General features: G+C 58.5%; 33 protein-coding genes. 1 reads left to right on the top strand and 32 read right to left on the bottom strand.

Annotated elements, in window-relative coordinates:
• Positions 1-2 precede the first annotated feature (2 nt).
• The 10 genes from E2L05_RS11325 to rplO all read right to left on the bottom strand — a co-directional run bounded on the left by E2L05_RS11325 (position 3) and on the right by rplO (position 8852).
• Positions 3-1046, bottom strand: coding sequence for an RluA family pseudouridine synthase (locus tag E2L05_RS11325; RefSeq protein ID WP_133343024.1), 1044 nt, complete (start codon positions 1044-1046; stop codon positions 3-5).
• Positions 1043-1423: a fluoride efflux transporter CrcB gene (gene crcB, locus E2L05_RS11320; RefSeq protein WP_133343023.1), complete on the bottom strand. Its 381-nt coding sequence runs from the start codon at positions 1421-1423 to the stop codon at positions 1043-1045. Before crcB ends, E2L05_RS11325 begins: the two co-directional genes overlap by 4 nt.
• A gap of 31 nt (positions 1424-1454) precedes the next feature.
• Positions 1455-2765, bottom strand: coding sequence for a replication-associated recombination protein A (locus tag E2L05_RS11315; RefSeq protein WP_133343022.1), 1311 nt, complete (start codon positions 2763-2765; stop codon positions 1455-1457).
• 83 nt (positions 2766-2848) lie between these two features.
• Positions 2849-3268 (bottom strand): 50S ribosomal protein L17, encoded by a 420-nt coding sequence (rplQ, locus tag E2L05_RS11310; RefSeq protein WP_133343021.1) that lies wholly within the window; start codon positions 3266-3268, stop codon positions 2849-2851.
• A gap of 223 nt (positions 3269-3491) precedes the next feature.
• Positions 3492-4508, bottom strand: coding sequence for a DNA-directed RNA polymerase subunit alpha (locus tag E2L05_RS11305; protein WP_133343020.1), 1017 nt, complete (start codon positions 4506-4508; stop codon positions 3492-3494).
• 112 nt (positions 4509-4620) lie between these two features.
• Positions 4621-5016: a 30S ribosomal protein S11 gene (gene rpsK / locus E2L05_RS11300; RefSeq protein WP_133343019.1), complete on the bottom strand. Its 396-nt coding sequence runs from the start codon at positions 5014-5016 to the stop codon at positions 4621-4623.
• A 15-nt stretch (positions 5017-5031) separates the two neighbouring features.
• Complete coding sequence (rpsM, locus tag E2L05_RS11295) at positions 5032-5400, bottom strand: 30S ribosomal protein S13 (protein ID WP_133343018.1); 369 nt, start codon at positions 5398-5400, stop codon at positions 5032-5034.
• A gap of 321 nt (positions 5401-5721) precedes the next feature.
• A complete protein-coding gene (locus tag E2L05_RS11290; RefSeq protein ID WP_133343017.1) occupies positions 5722-6837 on the bottom strand; it encodes a porin in 1116 nt (371 codons plus the stop codon).
• A gap of 69 nt (positions 6838-6906) precedes the next feature.
• Positions 6907-8277, bottom strand: a complete 1371-nt coding sequence (gene secY, locus E2L05_RS11285) for a preprotein translocase subunit SecY (RefSeq protein WP_133343016.1) — start codon at positions 8275-8277, stop codon at positions 6907-6909.
• A gap of 101 nt (positions 8278-8378) precedes the next feature.
• Complete coding sequence (gene rplO / locus E2L05_RS11280; protein WP_133343015.1) at positions 8379-8852, bottom strand: 50S ribosomal protein L15; 474 nt, start codon at positions 8850-8852, stop codon at positions 8379-8381.
• Positions 8853-9133: 281 nt separating this feature from the next.
• On the opposite strand from rplO, the gene E2L05_RS11275 reads away from it, so the two are divergent.
• On the top strand, positions 9134-10312 hold the full coding sequence (locus E2L05_RS11275; RefSeq protein ID WP_133343014.1) for a benzoate/H(+) symporter BenE family transporter: 1179 nt from the start codon (positions 9134-9136) through the stop codon (positions 10310-10312).
• 325 nt (positions 10313-10637) lie between these two features.
• On the opposite strand, the gene rpmD is transcribed toward E2L05_RS11275, so the two are convergent.
• From rpmD to tuf, 22 genes are all read right to left on the bottom strand, one after another.
• Positions 10638-10826: a 50S ribosomal protein L30 gene (rpmD, locus tag E2L05_RS11270; protein ID WP_133343013.1), complete on the bottom strand. Its 189-nt coding sequence runs from the start codon at positions 10824-10826 to the stop codon at positions 10638-10640.
• An 11-nt stretch (positions 10827-10837) separates the two neighbouring features.
• The gene (gene rpsE / locus E2L05_RS11265; protein ID WP_133343012.1) at positions 10838-11413 is read right to left on the bottom strand and encodes a 30S ribosomal protein S5; all 576 of its coding nucleotides are present in this window, start codon (positions 11411-11413) and stop codon (positions 10838-10840) included.
• A gap of 128 nt (positions 11414-11541) precedes the next feature.
• Positions 11542-11901 carry a 50S ribosomal protein L18 gene (gene rplR, locus E2L05_RS11260; RefSeq protein WP_133343011.1) on the bottom strand — a complete coding sequence of 120 codons (360 nt, stop codon included), beginning with the start codon at positions 11899-11901 and terminating at the stop codon, positions 11542-11544.
• A 10-nt stretch (positions 11902-11911) separates the two neighbouring features.
• Positions 11912-12445, bottom strand: coding sequence for a 50S ribosomal protein L6 (gene rplF, locus E2L05_RS11255; RefSeq protein ID WP_133343010.1), 534 nt, complete (start codon positions 12443-12445; stop codon positions 11912-11914).
• 12 nt (positions 12446-12457) lie between these two features.
• Entirely contained in the window at positions 12458-12850 is a 393-nt protein-coding gene (gene rpsH / locus E2L05_RS11250; protein ID WP_133343009.1) for a 30S ribosomal protein S8, read from the bottom strand.
• 13 nt (positions 12851-12863) lie between these two features.
• Positions 12864-13169: a 30S ribosomal protein S14 gene (gene rpsN, locus E2L05_RS11245; protein WP_133343008.1), complete on the bottom strand. Its 306-nt coding sequence runs from the start codon at positions 13167-13169 to the stop codon at positions 12864-12866.
• A gap of 19 nt (positions 13170-13188) precedes the next feature.
• Positions 13189-13749: a 50S ribosomal protein L5 gene (gene rplE / locus E2L05_RS11240; protein WP_133343007.1), complete on the bottom strand. Its 561-nt coding sequence runs from the start codon at positions 13747-13749 to the stop codon at positions 13189-13191.
• Complete coding sequence (gene rplX, locus E2L05_RS11235) at positions 13749-14054, bottom strand: 50S ribosomal protein L24 (protein WP_133343006.1); 306 nt, start codon at positions 14052-14054, stop codon at positions 13749-13751. The genes rplE and rplX overlap by 1 nt, the downstream gene beginning before the upstream one ends.
• Positions 14054-14422, bottom strand: coding sequence for a 50S ribosomal protein L14 (gene rplN / locus E2L05_RS11230; protein WP_133343005.1), 369 nt, complete (start codon positions 14420-14422; stop codon positions 14054-14056). Before rplN ends, rplX begins: the two co-directional genes overlap by 1 nt.
• Before the next feature lie 74 nt (positions 14423-14496).
• Positions 14497-14727 carry a 30S ribosomal protein S17 gene (gene rpsQ, locus E2L05_RS11225; RefSeq protein WP_133343004.1) on the bottom strand — a complete coding sequence of 77 codons (231 nt, stop codon included), beginning with the start codon at positions 14725-14727 and terminating at the stop codon, positions 14497-14499.
• A 3-nt stretch (positions 14728-14730) separates the two neighbouring features.
• Entirely contained in the window at positions 14731-14940 is a 210-nt protein-coding gene (rpmC, locus tag E2L05_RS11220; protein WP_133343003.1) for a 50S ribosomal protein L29, read from the bottom strand.
• A 202-nt stretch (positions 14941-15142) separates the two neighbouring features.
• A complete protein-coding gene (locus E2L05_RS11215) occupies positions 15143-15763 on the bottom strand; it encodes a TIGR02466 family protein (RefSeq protein WP_133343002.1) in 621 nt (206 codons plus the stop codon).
• A gap of 120 nt (positions 15764-15883) precedes the next feature.
• Positions 15884-16297: a 50S ribosomal protein L16 gene (gene rplP, locus E2L05_RS11210; RefSeq protein WP_109812295.1), complete on the bottom strand. Its 414-nt coding sequence runs from the start codon at positions 16295-16297 to the stop codon at positions 15884-15886.
• Between the two features lie 12 nt (positions 16298-16309).
• Positions 16310-17029 carry a 30S ribosomal protein S3 gene (gene rpsC / locus E2L05_RS11205; protein ID WP_133343001.1) on the bottom strand — a complete coding sequence of 240 codons (720 nt, stop codon included), beginning with the start codon at positions 17027-17029 and terminating at the stop codon, positions 16310-16312.
• Positions 17029-17409, bottom strand: a complete 381-nt coding sequence (gene rplV, locus E2L05_RS11200; protein WP_133343000.1) for a 50S ribosomal protein L22 — start codon at positions 17407-17409, stop codon at positions 17029-17031. The genes rpsC and rplV overlap by 1 nt, the downstream gene beginning before the upstream one ends.
• Before the next feature lie 3 nt (positions 17410-17412).
• The gene (rpsS, locus tag E2L05_RS11195) at positions 17413-17691 is read right to left on the bottom strand and encodes a 30S ribosomal protein S19 (RefSeq protein WP_133342999.1); all 279 of its coding nucleotides are present in this window, start codon (positions 17689-17691) and stop codon (positions 17413-17415) included.
• 3 nt (positions 17692-17694) lie between these two features.
• On the bottom strand, positions 17695-18537 hold the full coding sequence (rplB, locus tag E2L05_RS11190) for a 50S ribosomal protein L2 (RefSeq protein WP_133342998.1): 843 nt from the start codon (positions 18535-18537) through the stop codon (positions 17695-17697).
• 422 nt (positions 18538-18959) lie between these two features.
• A complete protein-coding gene (locus tag E2L05_RS11185; RefSeq protein WP_133342997.1) occupies positions 18960-19256 on the bottom strand; it encodes a 50S ribosomal protein L23 in 297 nt (98 codons plus the stop codon).
• The gene (gene rplD, locus E2L05_RS11180) at positions 19253-19873 is read right to left on the bottom strand and encodes a 50S ribosomal protein L4 (RefSeq protein WP_133342996.1); all 621 of its coding nucleotides are present in this window, start codon (positions 19871-19873) and stop codon (positions 19253-19255) included. The genes E2L05_RS11185 and rplD overlap by 4 nt, the downstream gene beginning before the upstream one ends.
• Positions 19870-20712 (bottom strand): 50S ribosomal protein L3, encoded by an 843-nt coding sequence (gene rplC / locus E2L05_RS11175; RefSeq protein WP_133342995.1) that lies wholly within the window; start codon positions 20710-20712, stop codon positions 19870-19872. Before rplC ends, rplD begins: the two co-directional genes overlap by 4 nt.
• A 14-nt stretch (positions 20713-20726) precedes the next feature.
• Positions 20727-21035 (bottom strand): 30S ribosomal protein S10, encoded by a 309-nt coding sequence (gene rpsJ / locus E2L05_RS11170; RefSeq protein WP_007792792.1) that lies wholly within the window; start codon positions 21033-21035, stop codon positions 20727-20729.
• A gap of 82 nt (positions 21036-21117) precedes the next feature.
• A partial coding sequence (gene tuf / locus E2L05_RS11165) for an elongation factor Tu (protein WP_133341793.1) occupies positions 21118-22293 on the bottom strand: 1176 nt, incomplete at its 5' end.

The raw sequence follows: 22293 nt of genomic DNA, 5'->3' as shown, positions 1-22293 counted from the left end.
AGTCAGTCTTCGTCTTCAAATGGATCGGCAGGCACATCTGCTGGGTGCCAGTCAAAGGCCTTCCAGGTGCGTGCCATATGATCAGGAAGCGGTGCCGTGATCGTCAGCCGCGACCCGGTGACAGGATGGGTGATGGAAATCTGCCGCGCGTGCAGATGCAATTTGCGCGAAAGCTCACCGCCCAGCTGCGCGCCCCACCCGTCGCCAAGGTTCTCTTGCCCCGATCCGCCATATTTACCGTCCCCGATGATCGGATGGCCCAATTCGGCCATATGCGCACGCAACTGGTGCGTTCGGCCAGTGATCGGAACCAGTGCCAACCAAGAGCATCGCTTTGCGAGAGCGGATAGGACGGCGTAGTCGGTTGTCGCGCGCTTCGCGCCGTCGGTACGTTCCACTTCGTTAGGGTGCAGGCAGAGCATCTTTTCGCCCTCGCCCCTTGCCCCATGACCCGGCGCCTTCACCAGACCATACCGCACGGTGCCCATTTGCGGATGCGGCACACCTGCGACAGCGGCCCAATATATCTTGCGCGTAGATCGGGACCGGAATGCGCGTGTCAGATCCGTTGCGGCGGATTGGGTGCGTGCCAACAGCAAGACACCGGATGTGTCTTTGTCCAGCCGGTGCACAAGGCGCGGCTTTTCCGGTTTGTCGCCCCGCAACGCTTCGGAAATCCCGTCCACGTGACGTGACTGGCCGCTACCGCCTTGGCTGGGCAAACCCGGTGGCTTGTTGATCGCGATGATATGCTCGTCGCGATAGATCACGCACTCATTGATCATCCGCGCGTCCTCGTCTGACACACGCGGCGCGCGGTCAGGTTCGGGCGCAGCAGTATCGGGCAACGGCGGCACGCGAACCTGCTGACCGGGGGAAACGCGCGAGGCGGCTTTCACCCGCCCCCCATCAACCCGAATCTCACCCTTGCGACACAGCTTTTCGACCCGGCCTTGGCTGACATGAGGAAAATGACGGCGAAACCAGCGATCAAGCCGCTGTTCGCTTTCGTCAGTCCCAACCGTGAGGATTTGAACACCGCTCATGCCAACACCGCCCTTGTCAAAGCCAAACCAGCGAACAACCCAGCCAACGACAGCAACACGGATGCCAGTACATAGGCCGCCGCATGGCCTGTCGCGCCGCGTTCATAAAGTGTAATTGCGTCCAGCGAGAAGCTGGAAAACGTCGTGAACCCACCAAGCAAGCCCACCATCAACAGCGGCGCGAACCGTGTGCCACTGTAATGGGCAAGCGTGACGACCAGAACGCCCATCAAGAAGGACCCGGTGACGTTGCAGATCAAGGTTCCAATGGGAAAGCCGGGGCCAAATACGCGCATGACCGCCACCCCGGTCATGTATCGCGCGGACGCGCCCATCGCGCCCCCGGCGGCGACCTGTGCCACTGTCCATCCATTCATCGCTCGTTCCTTTCGCCTGTCGACAGGCTGGTCAACTCTGTGCCCGTTTGGCCCGCAGGCGTTCGAAATACTCTAACCGCTTGGCCAGGTCACGTTCGAAGCCCCGTTCCACGGGTTGATAGAAACCGGGACGTTCCATTCCGTCCGGAAAATAGTTCTGCCCCGAAAACCCATCTTCGGCATCATGGTCATAGGCATAGCCAGACCCATAACCCTGGTCCTTCATCAACCCCGTGGGGGCGTTCAGAATGTGCTTGGGCGGCGGCGCCGACCCTGTTTTCTTGGCGGCAACCCGAGCTGCCTTGTACGCCACATACCCCGCGTTCGACTTTGGCGCGAGAGCAAGATAGATGACAGCTTGAGCCAACGCCAACTCGCCCTCCGGGCTTCCCAGCCGTTCGAACGTATCCCAAGCGCCCAGGCAAATCGTTTGCGCCTGTGGGTCGGCCAGGGCGATGTCTTCGACCGCCATCCGGGTCAGGCGGCGCGCAAGGTACCGGGGGTCTTCCCCCCCTTCCAGCATCCGAGCGTACCAATAGAGTGCAGCATCAGGATCAGAGCCGCGCACCGATTTATGAAGCGCCGAAATCAGGTTGTAATGTGCGTCGCCCGATTTGTCATACTGCGCCGCTCGCCGCGCCAGACGCGCTGATAGTCCCGCCGTATCCAATGGCTCGGCCAGCGCCCAGCTTTGCACGGCTTCGATCAGATTAAGCAAAGCGCGACCATCACCATCCGCCATTTCGATGAGGGCTCGCCGCGCATCGGATGACAGGGGCAATACCTTTTCCGTCAGCGCTTCTGCTCGAGCCGCAAGATCGGACAGGGCGTCATCCTCAAGCCGTGACAGGACCATTACCTGCGCCCGCGACAACAAAGCCGCGTTCAATTCGAAAGATGGGTTCTCGGTGGTCGCGCCAACCAAGACAATCGACCCATCTTCCATATGCGGCAGAAAACTGTCTTGCTGTGCCTTGTTGAAGCGGTGGATTTCATCGACGAAAAGTAGCGTACCACCCCCTGAGCGATGCCGTTCTGCGGCGGCGGCAAAGACCTTGCGCAACTCGGCCACCCCGGAAAAAATCGCGCTGATCTGAACAAAGTGCAGATCGGTTTCGGAGGCGAGCAATCGGGCGATGGTCGTCTTGCCCACCCCCGGCGGCCCCCAAAGAACCATGGACGACAGACGCCCCGTCGATAGCATGGCCCCAAGCGGCGCGCTTGGTCCCAGAACGGCATCTTGCCCGATCACCTCGGCCAAAGCCGCAGGGCGAAGCCGGTCCGCCAAGGGACGTTGGCTGTTGGCCGTGGGCGGCGCGTCAGAGCTGAAAAGGTCGGCCATGCAAGCAATCTATCGGGCGGTCAGAACAAAAGCAAAAGGGCCGGCGCGGTGGCCAGCCCTTCCAAATGCAGTGCAGCAGAGGATCAATCCTCGGCAGCTTCCTCGGCCTCGAGGCGGGCACGGTCAGCAGCACCCTTCGCGTCAACGTCACGGTCAACGAATTCGATGATGGCCATAGGCGCCATGTCACCATAGCGGAAACCGGCTTTCAAAACACGCACATAGCCGCCTTGACGATCTTTGTAGCGTGGCCCGAGAATTTCAAACAGTTTTGCGACGTAAGCGTCTTGCTTCAACTGGCTTGCGGCCTGACGGCGCGCGTGCAGATCACCGCGTTTGGCAAGTGTGATCATCTTTTCGATGATGGGGCGCAGTTCTTTTGCCTTGGGCAGTGTTGTTTTGATCTGCTCATGTTCGATAAGCGAGCCGGCCATGTTGGCCCACAAAGCCTTGCGGTGTTCGTGGGTACGGTTAAGGCGGCGGTATCCGCGTGCGTGGCGCATGTCTAGTCTCCGAATTTGCCCTCTACGGGCGGTTTTGCTTTGTCTGGCAGCCGATGCGTGTCAGCCGCTCTCCTTGGGGCGAATGCCCGGATCGTCGGGGGTGGCGGGATCGTGCCCGCCCTTCCCTTTTTGCCGTTGCCGCACCGCCGGTATCGTGTCGGTGCGACGTCGGTATCACGTCGGTGCCCGCGCGCGCAGCGTCAGCCGCACGCGCAACGGCGCATCAGAACTGGTCTTCGAACTTCTTGGCCAGGTCTTCAATGTTCTCGGGCGGCCAATCTTCGACGTCCATGCCAAGGTGCAGACCCATACCCGACAGCACTTCTTTGATTTCGTTCAAAGACTTGCGGCCGAAGTTCGGGGTGCGCAGCATTTCTGCTTCGGTCTTCTGGATCAGATCGCCGATATACACGATGTTGTCGTTCTTCAGGCAGTTCGCAGAGCGGACGGAAAGCTCCAGTTCGTCGACCTTCTTGAGCAACAGCGGGTTGAATTCCAGACCGTCATCTTCGGCTTCACCGCGCGCGGGCTCGGGTTCGTCGAAGTTGACGAAGATCTGCAACTGGTCCTGAAGGATACGCGCAGCATAGGCCACGGCATCGTCCGGGGTGACAGACCCGTCGGTTTCCATCTTCAGCGTCAGCTTGTCATAGTCCAGAACCTGACCTTCGCGGGTGGGCTGCACGTCATAGCTTACGCGCTTGACCGGCGAATAGATCGCGTCGATCGGAATCAGACCGATGGGCGCATCTTCGGGGCGGTTCTTGTCAGCCGCAACATAGCCCTTGCCGGTGTTGACCGTCAGTTCCATGAATACGTCAGCACCGTCATCCAAGTGACAGATCACGTGGTCCTTGTTCAGAACCTCGATGCCTGTTGTCTCGGAAATATCGCCGGCGGTCACGATGCCCGGCCCTTTGGCCGAAATCGATACGCGCTTTGGACCTTCGACGCCCATGCGGATGGAAACGCCCTTGAGGTTCAACACGATGTCGGTGACATCTTCGCGGACGCCCGCAACGGACGAAAATTCATGCAAGACGTTGTCGATCTGAACGCTGGTGATCGCGGCGCCCTGAAGCGACGACATCAGGACACGCCGAAGCGCGTTCCCCATTGTCAGGCCAAAGCCCCGTTCCAGCGGTTCAGCCACCACTGTGGCTTGGCGCGCGGGCTCGTTGCCCGGCTTAACCACAAGCTGTGTTGGCTTGATAAGTTCTTGCCAGTTCTTCTGGATCATGCGTGTCGCCTCCATGCTCGTTTGCTGCCCATGTCCGAAGCGGCAAACACCCGAGGAAAAATGACGAAACGGGCCGTGCCAAAGGGCACGACCCACCTCTGAATTCTATAGATCAGACGCGGCGACGCTTGGGCGGGCGGCAGCCATTATGTGCGATCGGTGTCACGTCGCGGATGGACGTGATGTTGAAGCCGACAGCCGCCAGAGCGCGCAAGGCGCTTTCACGGCCAGAGCCTGGGCCCTGGACTTCAACTTCCAGCGTTTTCACGCCGTGATCCTGAGCTTTCTTGCCTGCATCTTCTGCGGCGAGCTGAGCTGCATAAGGTGTCGATTTACGCGACCCTTTGAAGCCCATTGTCCCGGCAGAGGACCATGCAATGGCATTGCCCTGAACGTCAGAGATCAGAATTTTTGTGTTATTGAACGTCGAGTTAACATGCGCCACACCTGCGGCGATGTTCTTGCGTTCCTTGCGCTTCGGTGCTGCGCGACGGGTTTCACGTGCCATAATCTATGCCCTCCCTTACTTCTTCTTGCCAGCAATGGCTTTTGCCGGGCCCTTACGGGTGCGGGCATTGGTATGGGTACGCTGACCGCGCACAGGCAGATTGCGACGATGGCGCAGACCGCGATAGCAGCCAAGATCCATCAGGCGCTTGACGTTCATCTGCACTTCGCGGCGCAAATCGCCTTCGACAGTGAAGTTGGCGTCAATGTGTTCGCGGATGGCGAGCAGTTCCGCATCCGACAATTCGTTCAGACGGCGGGACGCCTCGATCCCGATGGCTTCGCAGATGCTGCTTGCCGCCGAGGGGCCGATGCCGTGGATGTATGTCAGTGCAATAGGGACCCGTTTCTGGGTCGGCAGGTTGATGCCGGCAATACGTGCCAAGTCGTTCGTCCTTTCGTTGCGGTTCCGTAGTCCCAGAACCTTTTTTCACAACATCGGCTGAACAATGCCCAGCCTCCGCCAATGAGATTTCGCTGAGAACCAAAGGCAGCAAGAGGTGCTTATGACACAGTGCCGCGCAGTCGATTCCTATCGAGAAATGACCGCGTAGTGGGAATCGGATTTGAGGTCAACACCAAAAGCAATGCGCCACTCCGCCCCTCAAGGGCGCATGGAACACCGCAGCGTTCCAGCAGGGCGCATCGCGGCGCATCTCGCTCGACCCTAGAACGCTGAAGGATTGGGATCAACCCACTGCAAAAGTCAAAACCTCCAGCGAACACCGGCGAGGGTCGAGTCGATGTCGTCGTACGATCCTGCCGCATCATCATAGCTGGCCCGCGCGAACCCGAGATAGGCTTCCAGACTGAGCTGATCCACAAATTGCGCGACTTGAACGCCCCACGCGTCAGATGTGGACCCGGCCACATTGAAGTCTCGCCCTTGATAATAGTCGACCGAAAGGGCAGTCACCCCGCCATCCCAAAGGCTCTTGAACCAGCCTAGTTTGCCATAGCCATAGCTACCACCATCAGGATCGCCGCCTGCGGCCAGCGTGCCGTTTAAACCTGTCGGCATGTCCAGTACTGACAAAGACGCTGCAAAGCTTTCAGTCACCGTCGCGCCATCGACCCACGCATAATTCGCACCGCCGCGAATGCGAAAGCGACCCGCCTCTTCGGCATAAAACAGCCCGATATCGTAGAACTCATCGTCATTCCCTTTTGCGAGAATCTCTTGGCCATAGGCGATGGCAACGCTTAGCCCGCCTGTATCAGTGCCGCCGAGAAATTTCGGCGTTTCATAGCGGATCCGGTTGCGCCGACCGCCATCAAAATCGCTGAACACATTGCCCAGCTTCACGCTTGAAAGTCGACCGTCCGCGAAACGGAACTTAAAACCGCCAGCAGTATCGGATGTTGTAACGGTGCTGGCCATCGTGGTTTTGGACAAGTCGGATCCCGCCGTGCCATCCGACGCCATTGACCCTTGCCCAAGCGACACGATCCCAAACGCCCCTGACATGATCAACTCAACGCGGCGAATGTTCGTCCGCTGCCAATCCCACTCCGGCTGAAACCCCTGCGAGAAGCCAGAGGTTTGAGGTGCGCCAAGGGCGGTTTCGAAAACAAAGCTAAGGGTCAGGTCACTGAAGTCCTGATCAATGATCAGGCCAACGCGGCTGTTCGACCGGGCGTTGTCTGCCAGTTCGTCGACTTTTTCTGTACCGTCATCGACGCCCAGATAGGTCGGACTGAGCTGGCCATAGGCAGTAACACTGCCCCCGCTGTCATTGCCATACTCCAGGGGTTGCGCCGCAACAGAGATTGGCATCGCAGCAGCAAAAACGCCTAGTCCGATAGAATAAGGCACGCGCATGATTCAGACCCATTTCAAAGAAGAAACCTAGGTCCAAACTATGCGCGTGCCGTCAAGTTTCCGTCAAGTTCAACGGCGGGCGGGTGGGCGCCGCTTCGACTTGCCACCGGACCGCCCCTTGCCGCGCAGGTTCGATTTTTCAATCAAGCCTTCGTACTGATGGGCCAGCAAGTGGCTTTGGATCTGCTGGATCGTATCCATCGTTACCGACACAACGATCAACACCGACGTGCCACCGAAGTAGAACGGGATGGCAAGTTGTGACCGCAGGATTTCCGGGAACAAAACCACCACCGCAAGATAAGCGGACCCGAGCACCAAGACGCGGTTCACGACATACTCGAGATACTCTGCAGTGCGTTTGCCGGGCCGGATACCAGGGATGAATCCGTTCTGATTCTTCAGGTTGTCCGCCACGTCATCGGGCTTGAATGCCACGTTGAACGTGTAGAAATACGTGAAGAACACCACCATCGCGACCATGAACAGCAGGTAAAGTGGCTGCCCTGGACCGAAATAGGCCAAGATCGTAGACATCACTGCACCCGTTTGCGCCCCGGAGAAGGTCGCAAGTGTAGTGGGCAGCAACAGCAAAGACGACGCGAAGATCGCAGGGATAACGCCCGCCGGGTTCACCTTGATCGGCAGATGCGAGTTGCCACCGTCATACACCTTCATGCCGACTTGGCGGCGCGGGTATTGAATGTGGATCTTGCGCAGGCTGCGTTCCATGAACACCACGAAGATAATCGTTGCGCCCACCATCAGCAGGACACCGATAATCACCGGTATGCTGATCGCGCCAGAGCGACCGGACGCAAAGAACTGTGCCAAAGCCGCGGGAACTTCGGCGATGATGCCGACGAAAATGATCAACGAGATGCCGTTACCGATGCCGCGGGCCGTGATTTGTTCGCCCAGCCACATCAGGAACATGGTGCCGCCAACAAGCGTAATCACACAGGCGACGCGAAAGAACCAACCCGGATCGTGGGCCAACCCGCCTGCCTCAAGGCTGGCAGCAAGACCGTAGGCCTGAAAAGTCGCCAAAAAGACCGTGCCATAGCGCGTGTACTGGTTGATCTTCTTGCGGCCCTGCTCGCCTTCTTTCTTCAGCTGCTCCAGTGGGCCCCACATGGCCGCGAGAAGCTGAATGATGATCGACGCAGAAATGTACGGCATGATCCCAAGCGCGAAGATCCCCATGCGGGAAATCGCGCCGCCGGTAAACATGTTCAGAACGCCGCCAATACCTGTGGCCGCCTGATCCATGAATGCGCGCAACTCGTTGCCGTCAATGCCGGGCACTGGGATATAAGTCCCGACCCGGTACACCACGAGCAGCCCGAGGGTGAAGAGGATGCGCTGCTTGAGTTCGGTCGCCTTACCAAAGGCGCCCCAACTCATGTTCGCGGCCATTTGTTCCGCTGCTGATGCCATGCGATATCTCTTTCATGCGAGCGCCGCCGAACCGGTTTCCGGTCGGCGGCGCTGGAAAACCTATGCAGGATGTAAGCGGCCCTAGGGCCACTCGCAACCGCTTACTCAGCAGCCGCCGCGGATGTGACTGTCAGTGATCCGCCAGCTTTCGCCACCGCGTCAACCGCTGCTTTGGAAGCGCCGGAGACTGTGAGGCTTACAGCAGAGGTCACTTCGCCCTTTGCAAGAACGCGAATACCGTCCCGCTTGCGGCGCACCAGACCCGATGCGATCAGCGCGTCTTCGTCAACGGGCTGGGCCGCGTCGATCTTGCCGGCGTCGATAAATTTCTGGATCAGACCAAGGTTGACCACTGCGAATTCCTTGCGGTTCGGCTTGTTGAAGCCGCGCTTTGGAAGACGCTGGTACAGGGGCATTTGGCCGCCTTCATAGCCACCAATAGCCACACCCGAACGGGATTTCTGACCTTTGATACCGCGGCCACCCATTTTACCCTTACCAGAGCCGGGGCCACGACCGATGCGCTTGGATTTCTTTGCCGCACCGGCATTGTCACGAAGTTCGTGCAGTTTCATGTCGCTTTTCTCCTTGGCCGGACGTGCCCTACCAGCGACGGTGTGGGGCAGCCACGGCATATCAGTGATTCCAACCCCGATGGGCTGTCGGGCGCGTATAGGGGGGTTCCGCGCCGGGATCAAGGCCCGGCACCCCACGTTGAAGTTCGCATGTAACGTTAGGTGCCACCGCGCGTGGCTATGGCAGCCATGCAACCCGGACCACATGTCGCTGGAAACCCTGTGTCATTGCTCGCATAGTGACGGCACAGTACGGCCAACCAAGCTGCGAGTTTTCTCTTATGTTCCGTGATTTAACCGCCCCAGCGGCGTATATTGGGCTGCTTGCCGCCTTTGTCGGTTATTCGGCGTCGTTTGCAATTGTTCTGGCTGGATTGACGGCAACCGGCGCGACCCAAGCGCAAGCTGCGACCGGCTTGTTCGCCGCGACATTGGCGATGGGCCTGTGCAGCATTATACTTCCACTTCTCACGCGAATTCCCGCAGCTGTCGCCTGGTCCACACCCGGCGCGGCGTTTCTCGCCTCTGCGATTGCCCCAACCGGTGGTTTTGCCGAAGTGGTCGGGGCGTTCATATGCTGTGCTGGTCTGATCATCCTCACCGGCATGGTTCCGGCACTTGGGCGCGTTGTGGCGGCAATCCCGAAACCCGTGGCCAATGCCCTTTTGGCAGGCGTGTTGCTGAAGCTGTGTCTCGCCCCTGCCCTTGCGTTGGGGGCGATCCCGCTTTTTGTGCTTCCGGTGATGATTGCTTGGCTGATCGGGCTTATGTGGGACCGCTTGGCCGCAATGCCGCTTGCAATGCTGGCATTTCTGCTGGTCGTCTACTTTAACGTCGACCTATCTGACGGAGCAGCGTGGCAAACAACAGCTGGCTTCGGCGACTTTGCCATCGTCGCGCCGGTGTTCACCGTGCACGGGTTCGTATCGATTTCGGTGCCGTTGTTTTTGGTCACTATGGCGGGACAGAACATTCCTGGCTTCGCGGTTCTTGAACTGCACGGCTACTCGGTCAAGCGGCAGCCCTTGATCCGTCAAACAGGTCTGGCCAGTCTGATTGCTGCCCCCTTCGGCGCAATCCCTGCGAACATGTCAGCGATAACTGCGGCCATGATGGCAGGCGAAGATGCAGGGCCTGATCCGTCGCGGCGATACTGGGCTGCGGTCGCGTCGGGCGTGGTCTATGTGTCACTTGCCTTTGCCGCTGGCCTCGTGACGACGCTCGCCGCAATCGCACCTGCCGGATTGATAACGGCGGTGGCCGGTCTGGCGCTGATCCCGGCCTTCACCGGGTCTATTTCCGCCGCGTTCAGCGACAATCGCCAGATCGAGGCCCCTGCCCTGACCTTCCTTATAACCGCAAGTGGCATGGCCCTGTTCGGGATCAGTGGCGCGTTCTGGGGCGTCTTGGCTGGTGTTGTTGTGTGGAGCGGCAAGCGTTTGCGCCAGCCAACCCCATGATCTGCCCTACACGCGAGCAAGGTCAGGCGAGGGCGGATCGCCGCGACAGAACCGACAGTGTCCAGCCGACGCAGCGGTTAGAACGTGCGCGCCAAAGGCAGCACCTTCCGGTCGGCCACGAAGCCACTATGCGTAACGCAGTTAGGCCGTAATTAGGACGGCGGATCATGTGCAAACAAGCCACGGCGGTATCACTGCAATCGCCGACGCTCACCCAGCACTGCCATCAATCTTGATCGCGGGAAAGAAGGAACAAACCCAAATATATAAACGAAAAAAGCGCACCAAATCGGTGCGCTTTCCAATCTTCCGAACCTTGGCCTGCTCAGCCGCGTTCTTCGATAATCTCTACGAGATGCGGGATCGAATTGACCATGCCGCGGACCGAAGGAGTATCTTCCAGTTCGCGAGTCTTGTGCATCTTGTTCAGACCCAGACCGATCAGCGTATCACGCTGTTTGGCGGGGCGGCGGATCGGCGAACCGACCTGCTTTACGACGATGGTTTTTGCCATGGGTACTCTCCTCAGCCTTCCGACGCTTCAGCAGCTTCGGCAACCGGTGCGCCATCCCGCTTGGGCAGAATGTCAGCAACTTTCTTGCCGCGACGCTGTGCAACCATACGTGGGCTGCTTTCGTTGCGCAGACCGTCAAGTGTGGCACGGATCATGTTGTAGGGGTTCTGCGAGCCTTGCGACTTCGCGACAACGTCTTGCACACCCAGCATTTCGAACACGGCACGCATTGGACCACCGGCGATGATGCCTGTACCCTGTGGTGCTGTGCGCATGATGACCTTGCCTGCGCCGTGACGTCCGTAAACATCGTGATGCAGTGTGCGGCCTTCACGCAGTGGAACGCGGATCAGGTTACGACGCGCCTGCTCGGTTGCCTTGCGGATCGCCTCGGGGACCTCTTTGGCCTTGCCCTTGCCGAAACCGACGCGGCCTTTTTGGTCGCCTACAACGACGAGCGCTGCGAAGCCAAAGCGTTTACCGCCCTTGACCGTCTTGGACACGCGGTTGATCGCAACCAGGCGATCTGCGAATTCCGGGTTCTCGTCGCGGTCGCGACCACCCCGGCGGTTGTCATCTCTTGCCATGAGGCATCCTTTTCTTTTGGCGCGCTGCGCCGGTCTGTCCGATCGCGGTGGGCGTCACGTTTGTGTGGCGGCCCCCCGATCATCGAGGCAGCGCCGAAGCGCCGCCTACGCAGTGATATCGGTCGTTCTTAGAACTTCAGGCCACCTTCACGAGCGGCGTCGGCAAGTGCCTTGACCTTCCCGTGGAACAAGAAGCCACCGCGGTCGAAATAGCACTGTTCAATGCCTTTCGCCTTGGCGCGTTCTGCGATTGCCGAGCCAATCTTGGCAGCGGCATCGACGTTGTTCTTGCCGACCACGCCCAGATCTTTTTCGAGCGAGGAGGCAGACACGAGGGTCACGCCGTTCACATCGTCAATGAGCTGAACGCTGATGTTCTTGTTGGAGCGGTGAACCGACAGGCGAGGACGCCCATCAGCCATTTTCCGCAGCTTGTTCCGGACGCGCAGACGGCGCTTGAGGAACAGATCACGTTTACTGTTAGCCATTTGCCCGTCCTTACTTCTTCTTGCCTTCCTTACGGAAGATGAACTCGCCTTTGTACTTGATACCCTTGCCTTTGTAAGGCTCAGGAGCACGCCATTCGCGGATGTTTGCCGCAACCTGGCCAACGAGTTGTTGATCAATACCTTCGATGGTGATTTCGGTCTGCTTGGGGCAGGTCACGGTCACACCGGCGGGGACTTGAAAATCAACATCGTGGCTGTAGCCAAGAGCAAGCTTCAAAGTGTTCCCCTGCATCTGAGCACGATAACCAACACCAGTGATCTCAAGCTCTTTCTTGAAACCGTTGGTCACGCCTTCAACAAGGTTGGCGACCATGGTGCGGCTCATGCCCCACTGCTGGAGCGCCTTTTTGGACTTGCCGCGCGGCGTAACCGAAATGGTGTTATCTTCCATCGCTACGTTCACGTCGTCAGTCGCGGTGAAGGTACGGGTCCCTTTAGGGCCTTTCACTTCAACGATCTGGCCCGATACCGATGCCGAAACGCCCGAAGGCAGATCGACCGGTTTTTTACCAATACGAGACATTACCGGACCTCCTTAGAATACGGTGCAAAGCACTTCGCCACCAATATTGGCGGTTCGTGCAGATGCATCCGACATCACGCCCTGAGGCGTGGAGACGATGGAAACGCCGAGACCCTGACGGACCTGCGGAAGTTCGTTGCTGCCTTTGTACACACGGCGACCAGGGGTCGAAACGCGCTGCAGCTCGCGGATGACGGGCGTGCCGTCAAAGTACTTGAGGCTGATGACCAGCGTGGGGTGACCCAGCTTGTCAAAAGACTTGTCGTAGCCGCGGATGTAGCCTTCGTCGACCAGAACATCGAGCACCCAGGCACGAAGTTTGGACGCCGGCGTAGAGACTGTGGACTTGCCACGCATCTGCGCGTTGCGGATGCGGGTCAGCATATCACCCAGAGGATCGTTCATACTATACCCTCCCTTACCAGCTTGACTTGACCATACCGGGGATCTGGCCATTCGAGCCAAGTTCCCGCAGCGCGATCCGAGATACCTTCAGCTTACGATAGTAAGCGTGCGGGCGTCCGGTGAGCTGGCAACGGTTGTGAAGACGTGTTGCGGAAGAATTCCGCGGCAGTTTTGCAAGCTTCAGGCGCGCTTTGAAACGCTCTTCCATCGGCTTGGATTCATCGGTCGCGATCTCTTTAAGAGCGGCCCGCTTGGCGGCATATTTGTCCACCAGCGCCTGACGCTTCTTCTCGCGTTCGATCATTGCTTTTTTAGCCATGTCGTAACTCTCCCGCGGCTCAGCTGTTGAAGGGCATGTTGAAGAACTTCAACAGCGCCTTGGCTTCCGCGTCAGTCGGCGCGGTGGTGCAGATGATGATGTCCATGCCACGAACTTCGTCTACCTTGTCGTACTCGATCTCAGGGAAGACGATGTGTTCCTTCAGGCCCATGGCGTAGTTGCCACGACCGTCAAAGGATTTTCCGTTCAGGCCGCGGAAATCGCGGACGCGGGGCAGTGCGACAGTGACCAGACGGTCAAAGAATTCGTACATGCGTGTCGAGCGCAAGGTCACCTTGGTGCCCAGCGGCATGTCTTCACGAACGCGGAAACCGGCAACCGATTTCTTGGCGCGCGTTGTGACAGCGTGCTGGCCAGCGATCTTCGTCAGATCTTCCTGAGCGAATTTCACTTTCTTGGTGTCCTGAACGGCTTTGCCGACGCCCATGTTCAGCACGATCTTGTCGAGCTTGGGGATCTGCATGTCGTTCTTGTAGCCGAACTCTTCGCGCATCTTTGCCTTGATCTCGGCATCGTAGAGCGCGCGGAGACGCGGGGTGTAATCGGTGGTGTCGAGCATCAGACAGCCTCCCCGGTGGATTTGGCGAAGCGCACTTTCTTGCCGTCATCAAAACGGAAACCAACGCGCGTCGGTTTGCCATTGGAGTCCAGCAGCGCGAGGTTGCTCAGGTCGATCGGCATCGCCTTGGGGACGCGGCCGCCCTGCTCGTTCTGGGACTGCTTGACGTGACGGATCGCAATGTTGATCCCTTCCACGACAGCTTTGCCAGATTTTGGATCGACGGAAGTGATTTCACCGTCACGGCCAGCATCCTTACCCGTAAGAACGCGAACCTTGTCACCTTTTTTCAGCTTGGCAGCCATCAGAGCACCTCCGGAGCCAGCGAGATGATCTTCATGAAGTTCTTCGCGCGCAATTCACGAACAACCGGCCCGAAGATACGGGTGCCGATTGGCTCGCCGCTGTTGTTCAGGATGACTGCTGCGTTGCGATCGAAGCGGATGGCGGTGCCATCTTCACGACGTACTTCTTTTGCGGTCCGAACGACGACGGCCTTGCGGACGTCACCTTTCTTAACGCGGCCACGCGGAATCGCTTCCTTCACGGAGACGACAATGATGTCGCCCACGGAAGCATAGCGCCGTTTGGAACCGCCCAGGACCTTGATGCACTGCACCCGGCGTGCGCCGGAGTTGTCAGCGACATCCAGATTGGTCTGCATCTGGATCATGTGGTTTCTCCCGACCTGTGGGGGGGCATCTTGCCCGTGTCCCCAGGGTTTCGATCAAGCTGGTTGGTTCGACCTTAGGCGGTCAGAACTTCCCAGCGCTTGGTTTTCGACTTAGGCGCACATTCGATGATGCGGACAGCATCGCCTTGCTTGAAGGTGTTCGCTTCGTCATGAGCCCGGTACTTCTTCGATTTCCGGATCGTCTTCTTCAGAACCGGATGCGTGAAGCGGCGTTCTACCGACACGGTTACGGTCTGGTCGTTCTTGGCAGATGTGACGGTGCCAGTCAGGATGCGTTTTGGCATAGATCAGGCCTCCGTGCTGGCGGCTGCAGCCGCCTTTTCGTTCAGGATCGTGTTCACACGTGCAACGTCACGACGGACGGCGCGCATACGCGATGTGTTTTCCATTTGAGCAGTTGCCTGCTGGAAGCGCAGGTTAAACGCTTCTTTCTTCAGACTCGCCAACTCTTCGCGGAGTTGATCAGGGGTCTTGTCTCTCAAGTCCTGGGCGTTCATCGCCTTTTCCTTTTTCTCAACATCACCGGTAGGCCCCTTGTCCGCTTGCGCGGCGGGTCACCATGATTCCGGTGGAGTTCATGAATGAGCGGCCCGCATACGCGCCAAATGCGCTCAAGGCAACCCTGTATTCAGGAACGGCCGCTGAATCGCGAAAATGACACAGAATACAGCGATAATAGCGCCACTCGACGCCCGATTCTTAGGCCCAACCGTAGTTGAAACTGACGCTGATCCGTTCGTCTTCCGCCATGTTCATGGGAACCTCATGGCGCAGCCAGCTTTCCCACAGCAACACATCGCCCACATCAGGGCGCAGATAGACGAAGCTGCGCAACTCAGGCGGTGCATCTTTCAGGCGCGCAGGCGCGGCCATCATCATTTGCAGGCGCGGGTCTTCCAACTTGAGCGCGCTGGTGCCTTCCGGCATCGCCACATAGGTCGTGCCACTGACCACGCTGTGCGGGTGGATGTGCGAGCCATGCACGCCGCCCTCTGGCAGAATGTTGATCCAGATGTCTTCCAGTTTCAGCGCACGCCCATCGAGATCAAACGCCAGATCCTTGGCAAAAGCGGCGACATGCTTGTCCAGCGCTTGGACCAGATCCTTGAAGATCGGAAACCGCCAAGGAAGATCGGTCAGCGATGCATAGCTGGTGTAGCCAGGGTAATCGTTCGCCTCGCACCAGTCCTGCCCCGCCTCGTCATCATCGGCGATGGTCATGCAGGATGTTTCAAGTTCAGATACGTCCACCTTTGGCGCACATTCATCAAGGCGCGCGCGGTAGAGACGGGTAACAAAGAGAGAGTCTATTTGAGCCATGCCGGTTCATACCCCACTCAAACGCCCGCTGCGAGAGGCGAAGCGCACCTGCCCCGCCAAAAGAAAAGACCCCGCCAGTTTCCCGGCGAGGTCTTAATCAGTTTGCGGTAACCCTAAAGCTTACCAGTCCTCGCGGACGACCACGCGGGTCTTGATTGGCAGCTTCATCGCAGCAAGGCGCAGGGCCTCACGGGCGATTGGCTCGGCCACGCCATCCAGTTCGAACATGATCCGGCCCGGTTTTACTTTTGCGGCCCAGAAATCAACGGAACCCTTACCTTTACCCATCCGAACTTCGGTGGGCTTGGAGGTCACGGCAACATCTGGGAAAATCCGGATCCAGACCCGGCCCTGACGTTTCATGTGACGGGTCATCGCGCGGCGTGCCGCTTCGATTTGACGTGCTGTAATACGCTCTGGCTCAGTGGCTTTCAGGCCAAATGTGCCGAATGCGAGATCGGATCCGCCCTTAGCGAGGCCGTGAATCCGACCTTTGTGCTGTTTGCGGAACTTCGTGCGTTTTGGTTGAAGCATTGAAGTCTCTCCTTACCGGTCGCCGCGGCGATTGCCGCCTGCGCCGCGGGGTGCGGGACCATCCTGAAGCTCCTGAGCCTTGCGGTCACGCGCGGCTGGATCGTGCTCCATGATCTCGCCCTTGAAGATCCAGACCTTGATCCCGATGATTCCATAGGGGGTCGTCGCTTCGACGAAGCCATAGTCGATGTCGGCACGAAGTGTGTGCAACGGCACGCGACCTTCACGATACCATTCCGTCCGAGCGATTTCTGCGCCGCCAAGACGACCAGCGACGTTAAGCCGGATACCCAGTGCCCCCATACGCATGGAGCTTTGGACAGCGCGCTTCATCGCACGACGGAAGGACACACGACGCTCAAGCTGCTGCGCAACGTTCTCGGCAACGAGACGCGCATCCAGCTCAGGCTTGCGGACTTCCACGATGTTCAGGTGAACTTCGCTTGTGGTCATGTTGGCAAGTTTCTTGCGGAGCGTTTCGATGTCCGCGCCTTTCTTGCCAATGATCACACCGGGACGCGCAGTGTGGATCGTAACGCGGCACTTCTTGTGCGGACGTTCGATGATCACACGGCTAATGCCGGCTTGCTTGCACTCTTCATGAATGAAGTCGCGGATTTTAAGGTCTTCAAGAAGAAGATCGCCATAATCCTTCGTGTCAGCATACCAACGGCTGTCCCAGGTCCGGTTGACCTGAAGCCGCATGCCGACGGGATTTACTTTATTACCCATTATGCTTGCTCCTCGACCTGACGGACCTTGATGGTGAGTTCCGAAAACGGCTTGATGATCTTGCCAAACCGGCCACGCGCCCGCGGACGACCGCGCTTGAGCGTCAGGTTCTTGCCCACATACGCCTCGGCGACGACAAGCTCGTCCACGTCAAGATTGTGGTTGTTTTCGGCGTTGGCGATGGCCGACTGAAGACATTTCTTCACATCGTCCGAGATACGCTTGTTCGAGAAAGTCAGGTCGGCCAATGCCTTGTCGACTTTCTTGCCACGGATCATCTGCGCCACAAGGTTCAGCTTCTGCGGGCTGGTACGAAGCATGCGCAGTTTTGCCATTGCTTCATTTTCAGCCACGCGGCGGGGGTTCTTTTCCTTGCCCATGACTTACTTCCGCTTCGCTTTCTTGTCCGCCGCATGACCATAATAGGTCCGGGTCGGAGAATATTCACCGAACTTCTGGCCGATCATATCTTCGGAGACATTCACCGGGATATGTTTCTTGCCATTGTACACACCGAAGGTCAGACCCACGAATTGCGGCAAAATTGTCGACCGCCGTGACCAGATCTTGATGACTTCGTTCTTACCCGACTCGCGGGATTTTTCGGCCTTCTTCAGCACGTAGCTGTCGACAAAAGGCCCTTTCCAGACGGAACGTCCCATGGCTTAGCGGCCCTTCTTCTTGGCATGACGCGAGCGGATGATCAGCTTCTGCGATGCCTTGTTCTTGTCGCGGGTGCGTGCACCCTTGGTCGGCTTGCCCCATGGCGTCACCGGGTGACGACCACCCGAGGTCCGACCTTCACCACCGCCGTGCGGGTGGTCGATCGGGTTCATGACGACACCACGCACCGAAGGACGAACGCCCTTGTGGCGCATCCGGCCGGCTTTACCGTAGTTCTGGTTCGAGTTGTCTGGGTTCGACACGGCACCGACGGTGGCCATGCACTCCTGACGCACGAGGCGCAGTTCGCCCGAAGACAAACGAATTTGCGCGTAACCGCCATCACGACCAACGAACTGGGCGTAGGTCCCTGCAGCGCGGGCCATCTGGCCGCCTTTGCCGGGCTTCAGTTCGATGTTGTGGACGATTGTACCAATCGGCATGCCGGAGAAAGGCATTGCGTTGCCCGGCTTGATGTCAACCTTCGCCCCAGCGATGATCTTGTCACCAACTGCAAGACGCTGAGGCGCCAAGATGTAATTCTGTTCGCCATCTTCGTACTGGATCAGTGCGATGAAGGCCGTCCGGTTCGGGTCATATTCGATCCGCGCAACCACTGCCGACATGTCGAACTTGGTGCGTTTGAAATCGACGATCCGGTAGAGACGCTTTGCCCCACCGCCGCGGCGGCGTGATGTGATCCGTCCGGTGTTGTTCCGGCCGCCCGATTTGGTCAAACCCTCAGTGAGAGATTTAACCGGGCGCCCTTTCCAGAGCTCCGAACGGTCGATCAGAACCAGCCCGCGCTGGCCAGGCGTCGTCGGTTTGTACGACTTAAGTGCCATGCTTTCTGTCTTCCGTTGTTAGTGGGGCCTGCCTTGCGAGCAAGAGCCGCGACAATCCCCAGACGTGTAGATCCCCGAAGGTATCCGATAAAAAATCAGCGGCCCCAGACGAATCCGGGGCCGTGCCGATAGGACCTCTTAGTGAAGCAGGGACGAAGGGTCAACCTTCCGAACCACGATAGTTTTGCAAGGCAAACAAATGAGCATCCCGGCAGGCCGTGGCCGCAATGAGCATTCGCCACGCGTAAAATTTTTGCGTTGCAAAACAGAGGCTTGTTCGCCCGGCAACGAGGCTGCGCATGCGCCATATCCTAACGGCGACGCTGCAAAAAAGACCACGGAAATCTTGCCAATCCTCCGGGCAAAAGAAAAAGCCCCGGCACCGAAATGCCGAGGCTCAAATTGCTTCAACGCGCAGCCGATTAAAGGCCGGTCGTCACGTCGATTGTGTTGCCCTCTTCGAGCGTCACATATGCTTTTTTCACGTCCCGACGCTTGCCGAGCATACCGCGGAACCGCTTTACTTTGCCCTTGGTGACGGTCGTGTTCACGGCCTTCACTTTGACATTGAAAAGTGTTTCCACCGCTTCTTTGATCTGCGGCTTGTTCGCGTTGATCGCCACTTCGAACACAACAGCATTGGCTTCGGACGCCATGGTTGCCTTCTCTGTGATGATCGGCTTGCGGATCACGTCGTAGTGTTCTGGTTTGGTGCTCATTTCAGACGCGCCTCCAGCGCTTCGACACCCGCTTTTGTGATCACCAAGGTGTCACGCTTGAGGATGTCATAAACATTGGCCCCGATGGACGGCAGAATGTCGAGCCCATCAATGTTTGCCGCGGCTTGTGCGAAGTTTGCGTTCACCTCGGCGCCATCGATGATCAGCGCACGCTTCCAGCCCAACTTTTTGATAGCCTGCGCCAGCGACTTGGTCTTGGCTTCTGCCAAGGCCGCGTCTTCCAGAACAACGAGGGTCCCGGACTGTGCCTTTGCACTTAAAGCGTGCTTCAGCCCAAGCTTGCGGAACTTCTTGGTCAGGTCGTGCGCGTGGCTGCGTGGGGTCGGACCCTTGTAGATACCACCCTTGCGGAAGATCGGCGCGTTCCGGTCACCGTGGCGTGCGCCGCCGGTGCCCTTCTGGCGATAGATTTTCTTTGTCGAGTAGCTGGTTTCCGACCGTGTCTTGACCTTGTGCGTACCGGCCTGCGCCTTGTTACGCTGCCAGCGGACAACACGGTGCAGGATATCCGCACGAGGTTCCAGGCCGAACACGTCGTCGCCCAGATCGACCGTGCCGGCGGCTTCGCCGTCCAGTTTGATCACATCGAGTTTCATGCGTCGTCGTCCTTCTTCTCGGCGGCGATATCAGCCTCGGCTTCTTTCAGCGCGGCTTCTTCGGCGGCGGCGGCTTCAGCGGCTGCTGCCTTTGCGGCGGCTTCCTCTTCAGCTGCAGCGGCGGCAGCTGCTTCATCCGCCAAACGCTTGGCTTCTTCAGCAGCCGATTTCAGAGCAGCAGGCAAGATCGCGTTCTCTGGGAACGGTTTCTTGACAGCGTCTTTGATCGTAACCCAGCCACCTTTGGAACCCGGTACCGCGCCTTTGACCATGATCAAGCCACGGTCGGCATCGGTGCGGATCACCTGCAGGTTCTGCGTTGTCACGCGGGCGGCGCCCATGTGACCAGCCATCTTCTTGCCTTTGAAGACTTTGCCCGGATCCTGACACTGACCGGTCGACCCGTGTGCACGGTGGCTGATCGACACACCGTGGCTGGCCCGAAGACCGCCAAAGTTGTGACGCTTCATCGCACCGGCAAAGCCCTTACCAATCGACGTACCAGACACGTCAACAAACTGGCCTGCGAAGTAATGATCCGCGGTGATTTCCTCACCGACGTTGATCAGGTTCTCAGGTGCCACGCGGAATTCCACAAGCTTGCGCTTGGGGGCCACGTTTGCAACGGCGAAGTGGCCGCGCATCGGCTTGCTGACCCGCTTGACCTTGGCATTGCCTGCGCCAAGCTGAACGGCGGAATAGCCATCCGTTTCAGCGGTGCGCTTGCCAACGACCTGCAGACTGTCGAGCTGAAGCACGGTTACTGGAACCTGCTTGCCGTCTTCCATGAACAGGCGGGTCATGCCCACCTTCTTAGCGATAACTCCAGAGCGCAACATTCTGGGTGCCCTCCTTATACTTTGATCTCGACGTCAACGCCGGCAGCCAGGTCGAGCTTCATCAGCGCGTCCACGGTCTGCGGCGTTGGGTCGACGATGTCGAGCAAACGCTTGTGTGTCCGGATTTCGAACTGGTCACGCGATTTCTTGTTCACGTGGGGTCCCCGAAGCACGGTGAATTTCTCGATCTTGTTCGGCAGCGGGATTGGACCGCGTACCTGAGCGCCCGTGCGCTTGGCCGTATTGACGATCTCTTGGGTGCTGGCGTCCAGAACCCGATAGTCAAACGCCTTCAGCCGGATGCGAATATTTTGGCTTTGCATTGTCGTGTCGCCTTTCGCGGCATGGAAAAGAGAGGTGGAGCGCCCAGTATCGGGCGCCCCACTTGCATTCCCGAAGGTCTGATTAGTCGAGGATTTTCGAAACCACGCCCGCGCCAACGGTGCGGCCGCCTTCGCGGATCGCGAAGCGAAGTTTCTCTTCCATGGCGATCGGTGCGATCAGCTCAACTGCGAAGCTGACGTTGTCGCCCGGCATTACCATTTCCGTACCTTCAGCCAATGTCACCGTGCCGGTCACGTCCGTCGTGCGGAAGTAGAACTGCGGGCGATAGTTGGCGAAGAACGGGGTGTGACGGCCACCCTCGTCTTTGGTCAGGATGTAAGCTTCTGCCTCGAACTTGGTGTGCGGCTTTACCGAACCCGGCTTACACAGCACCTGGCCGCGCTCAACGCCTTCACGGTCCACACCGCGCAGCAATGCGCCGATGTTGTCGCCTGCTTCACCGCGATCCAGCAGCTTGCGGAACATTTCAACGCCTGTGCAGGTCGTTTTCTTGGTGTCGCGGATGCCGACGATTTCAATTTCGTCGCCAACGTTGATCACGCCACGCTCAACACGGCCGGTCACAACAGTCCCGCGGCCAGAGATCGAGAACACGTCTTCGATCGGCATCAGGAACGGCTGGTCAACCGCACGCTCAGGTGTCGGGATCCATTCGTCAACGGCAGCCATCAGCTTCTTGATGGACTCTTCGCCGATCTCGTTGTCACGGCCTTCCATCGCTGCCAGAGCGGAGCCTGGGATCACGGGAATGTCGTCGCCCGGGTACTCATAGCTGCTCAGCAGTTCGCGGATTTCCATCTCGACGAGTTCAAGAAGCTCTTCGTCGTCAACCTGGTCAACTTTGTTCATGTAGACGACCATGGTCGGGATACCAACCTGGCGACCCAGCAGGATGTGCTCGCGGGTCTGCGGCATCGGGCCATCAGCTGCGTTCACAACCAGAATCGCGCCGTCCATCTGCGCCGCACCGGTGATCATGTTCTTCACATAGTCAGCGTGGCCGGGGCAGTCGACGTGTGCGTAGTGGCGGTTCTCGGTCTCGTATTCCACGTGCGCGGTCGAGATCGTGATCCCACGAGCCTTCTCTTCGGGCGCGCCGTCAATCTGGTCGTACGCTTTGAAATCACCGAAATACTTCGTGATCGCCGCCGTCAGAGTCGTCTTGCCGTGGTCAACATGGCCGATCGTGCCGATGTTCACGTGCGGCTTGTTCCGTTCAAACTTTGCCTTTGCCAT

The sequence above is a fragment of the Meridianimarinicoccus aquatilis genome (genome assembly GCF_004358675.1).
Lineage (GTDB): Bacteria > Pseudomonadota > Alphaproteobacteria > Rhodobacterales > Rhodobacteraceae > Meridianimarinicoccus > Meridianimarinicoccus aquatilis.
The sequence above is the reverse complement of the archived record's forward strand: the minus strand, read 5'-3'. Positions and strand labels throughout refer to the sequence as shown.

Bases quoted from the DNA above. Each gene is read 5' to 3' on its own strand.
- E2L05_RS11325 (WP_133343024.1), bottom strand. From the start codon at position 1,046: ATGAGCGGTGTTCAAATCCTCACGGTTGGGACTGACGAAAGCGAACAG.
- crcB (WP_133343023.1), bottom strand. From the start codon at position 1,423: ATGAATGGATGGACAGTGGCACAGGTCGCCGCCGGGGGCGCGATGGGC.
- E2L05_RS11315 (WP_133343022.1), bottom strand. From the start codon at position 2,765: ATGGCCGACCTTTTCAGCTCTGACGCGCCGCCCACGGCCAACAGCCAA.
- rplQ (WP_133343021.1), bottom strand. From the start codon at position 3,268: ATGCGCCACGCACGCGGATACCGCCGCCTTAACCGTACCCACGAACAC.
- E2L05_RS11305 (WP_133343020.1), bottom strand. From the start codon at position 4,508: ATGATCCAGAAGAACTGGCAAGAACTTATCAAGCCAACACAGCTTGTG.
- rpsK (WP_133343019.1), bottom strand. From the start codon at position 5,016: ATGGCACGTGAAACCCGTCGCGCAGCACCGAAGCGCAAGGAACGCAAG.
- E2L05_RS11290 (WP_133343017.1), bottom strand. From the start codon at position 6,837: ATGCGCGTGCCTTATTCTATCGGACTAGGCGTTTTTGCTGCTGCGATG.
- secY (WP_133343016.1), bottom strand. From the start codon at position 8,277: ATGGCATCAGCAGCGGAACAAATGGCCGCGAACATGAGTTGGGGCGCC.
- rplO (WP_133343015.1), bottom strand. From the start codon at position 8,852: ATGAAACTGCACGAACTTCGTGACAATGCCGGTGCGGCAAAGAAATCC.
- E2L05_RS11275 (WP_133343014.1), top strand. From the start codon at position 9,134: ATGTTCCGTGATTTAACCGCCCCAGCGGCGTATATTGGGCTGCTTGCC.
- rpmD (WP_133343013.1), bottom strand. From the start codon at position 10,826: ATGGCAAAAACCATCGTCGTAAAGCAGGTCGGTTCGCCGATCCGCCGC.
- rpsE (WP_133343012.1), bottom strand. From the start codon at position 11,413: ATGGCAAGAGATGACAACCGCCGGGGTGGTCGCGACCGCGACGAGAAC.
- rplR (WP_133343011.1), bottom strand. From the start codon at position 11,901: ATGGCTAACAGTAAACGTGATCTGTTCCTCAAGCGCCGTCTGCGCGTC.
- rplF (WP_133343010.1), bottom strand. From the start codon at position 12,445: ATGTCTCGTATTGGTAAAAAACCGGTCGATCTGCCTTCGGGCGTTTCG.
- rpsH (WP_133343009.1), bottom strand. From the start codon at position 12,850: ATGAACGATCCTCTGGGTGATATGCTGACCCGCATCCGCAACGCGCAG.
- rpsN (WP_133343008.1), bottom strand. From the start codon at position 13,169: ATGGCTAAAAAAGCAATGATCGAACGCGAGAAGAAGCGTCAGGCGCTG.
- rplE (WP_133343007.1), bottom strand. From the start codon at position 13,749: ATGCTCGACACCACCGATTACACCCCGCGTCTCCGCGCGCTCTACGAT.
- rplX (WP_133343006.1), bottom strand. From the start codon at position 14,054: ATGGCTGCCAAGCTGAAAAAAGGTGACAAGGTTCGCGTTCTTACGGGT.
- rplN (WP_133343005.1), bottom strand. From the start codon at position 14,422: ATGATCCAGATGCAGACCAATCTGGATGTCGCTGACAACTCCGGCGCA.
- rpsQ (WP_133343004.1), bottom strand. From the start codon at position 14,727: ATGCCAAAACGCATCCTGACTGGCACCGTCACATCTGCCAAGAACGAC.
- rpmC (WP_133343003.1), bottom strand. From the start codon at position 14,940: ATGAACGCCCAGGACTTGAGAGACAAGACCCCTGATCAACTCCGCGAA.
- E2L05_RS11215 (WP_133343002.1), bottom strand. From the start codon at position 15,763: ATGGCTCAAATAGACTCTCTCTTTGTTACCCGTCTCTACCGCGCGCGC.
- rplP (WP_109812295.1), bottom strand. From the start codon at position 16,297: ATGCTTCAACCAAAACGCACGAAGTTCCGCAAACAGCACAAAGGTCGG.
- rpsC (WP_133343001.1), bottom strand. From the start codon at position 17,029: ATGGGTAATAAAGTAAATCCCGTCGGCATGCGGCTTCAGGTCAACCGG.
- rplV (WP_133343000.1), bottom strand. From the start codon at position 17,409: ATGGGCAAGGAAAAGAACCCCCGCCGCGTGGCTGAAAATGAAGCAATG.
- rpsS (WP_133342999.1), bottom strand. From the start codon at position 17,691: ATGGGACGTTCCGTCTGGAAAGGGCCTTTTGTCGACAGCTACGTGCTG.
- rplB (WP_133342998.1), bottom strand. From the start codon at position 18,537: ATGGCACTTAAGTCGTACAAACCGACGACGCCTGGCCAGCGCGGGCTG.
- E2L05_RS11185 (WP_133342997.1), bottom strand. From the start codon at position 19,256: ATGAGCACCAAACCAGAACACTACGACGTGATCCGCAAGCCGATCATC.
- rplD (WP_133342996.1), bottom strand. From the start codon at position 19,873: ATGAAACTCGATGTGATCAAACTGGACGGCGAAGCCGCCGGCACGGTC.
- rplC (WP_133342995.1), bottom strand. From the start codon at position 20,712: ATGTTGCGCTCTGGAGTTATCGCTAAGAAGGTGGGCATGACCCGCCTG.
- rpsJ (WP_007792792.1), bottom strand. From the start codon at position 21,035: ATGCAAAGCCAAAATATTCGCATCCGGCTGAAGGCGTTTGACTATCGG.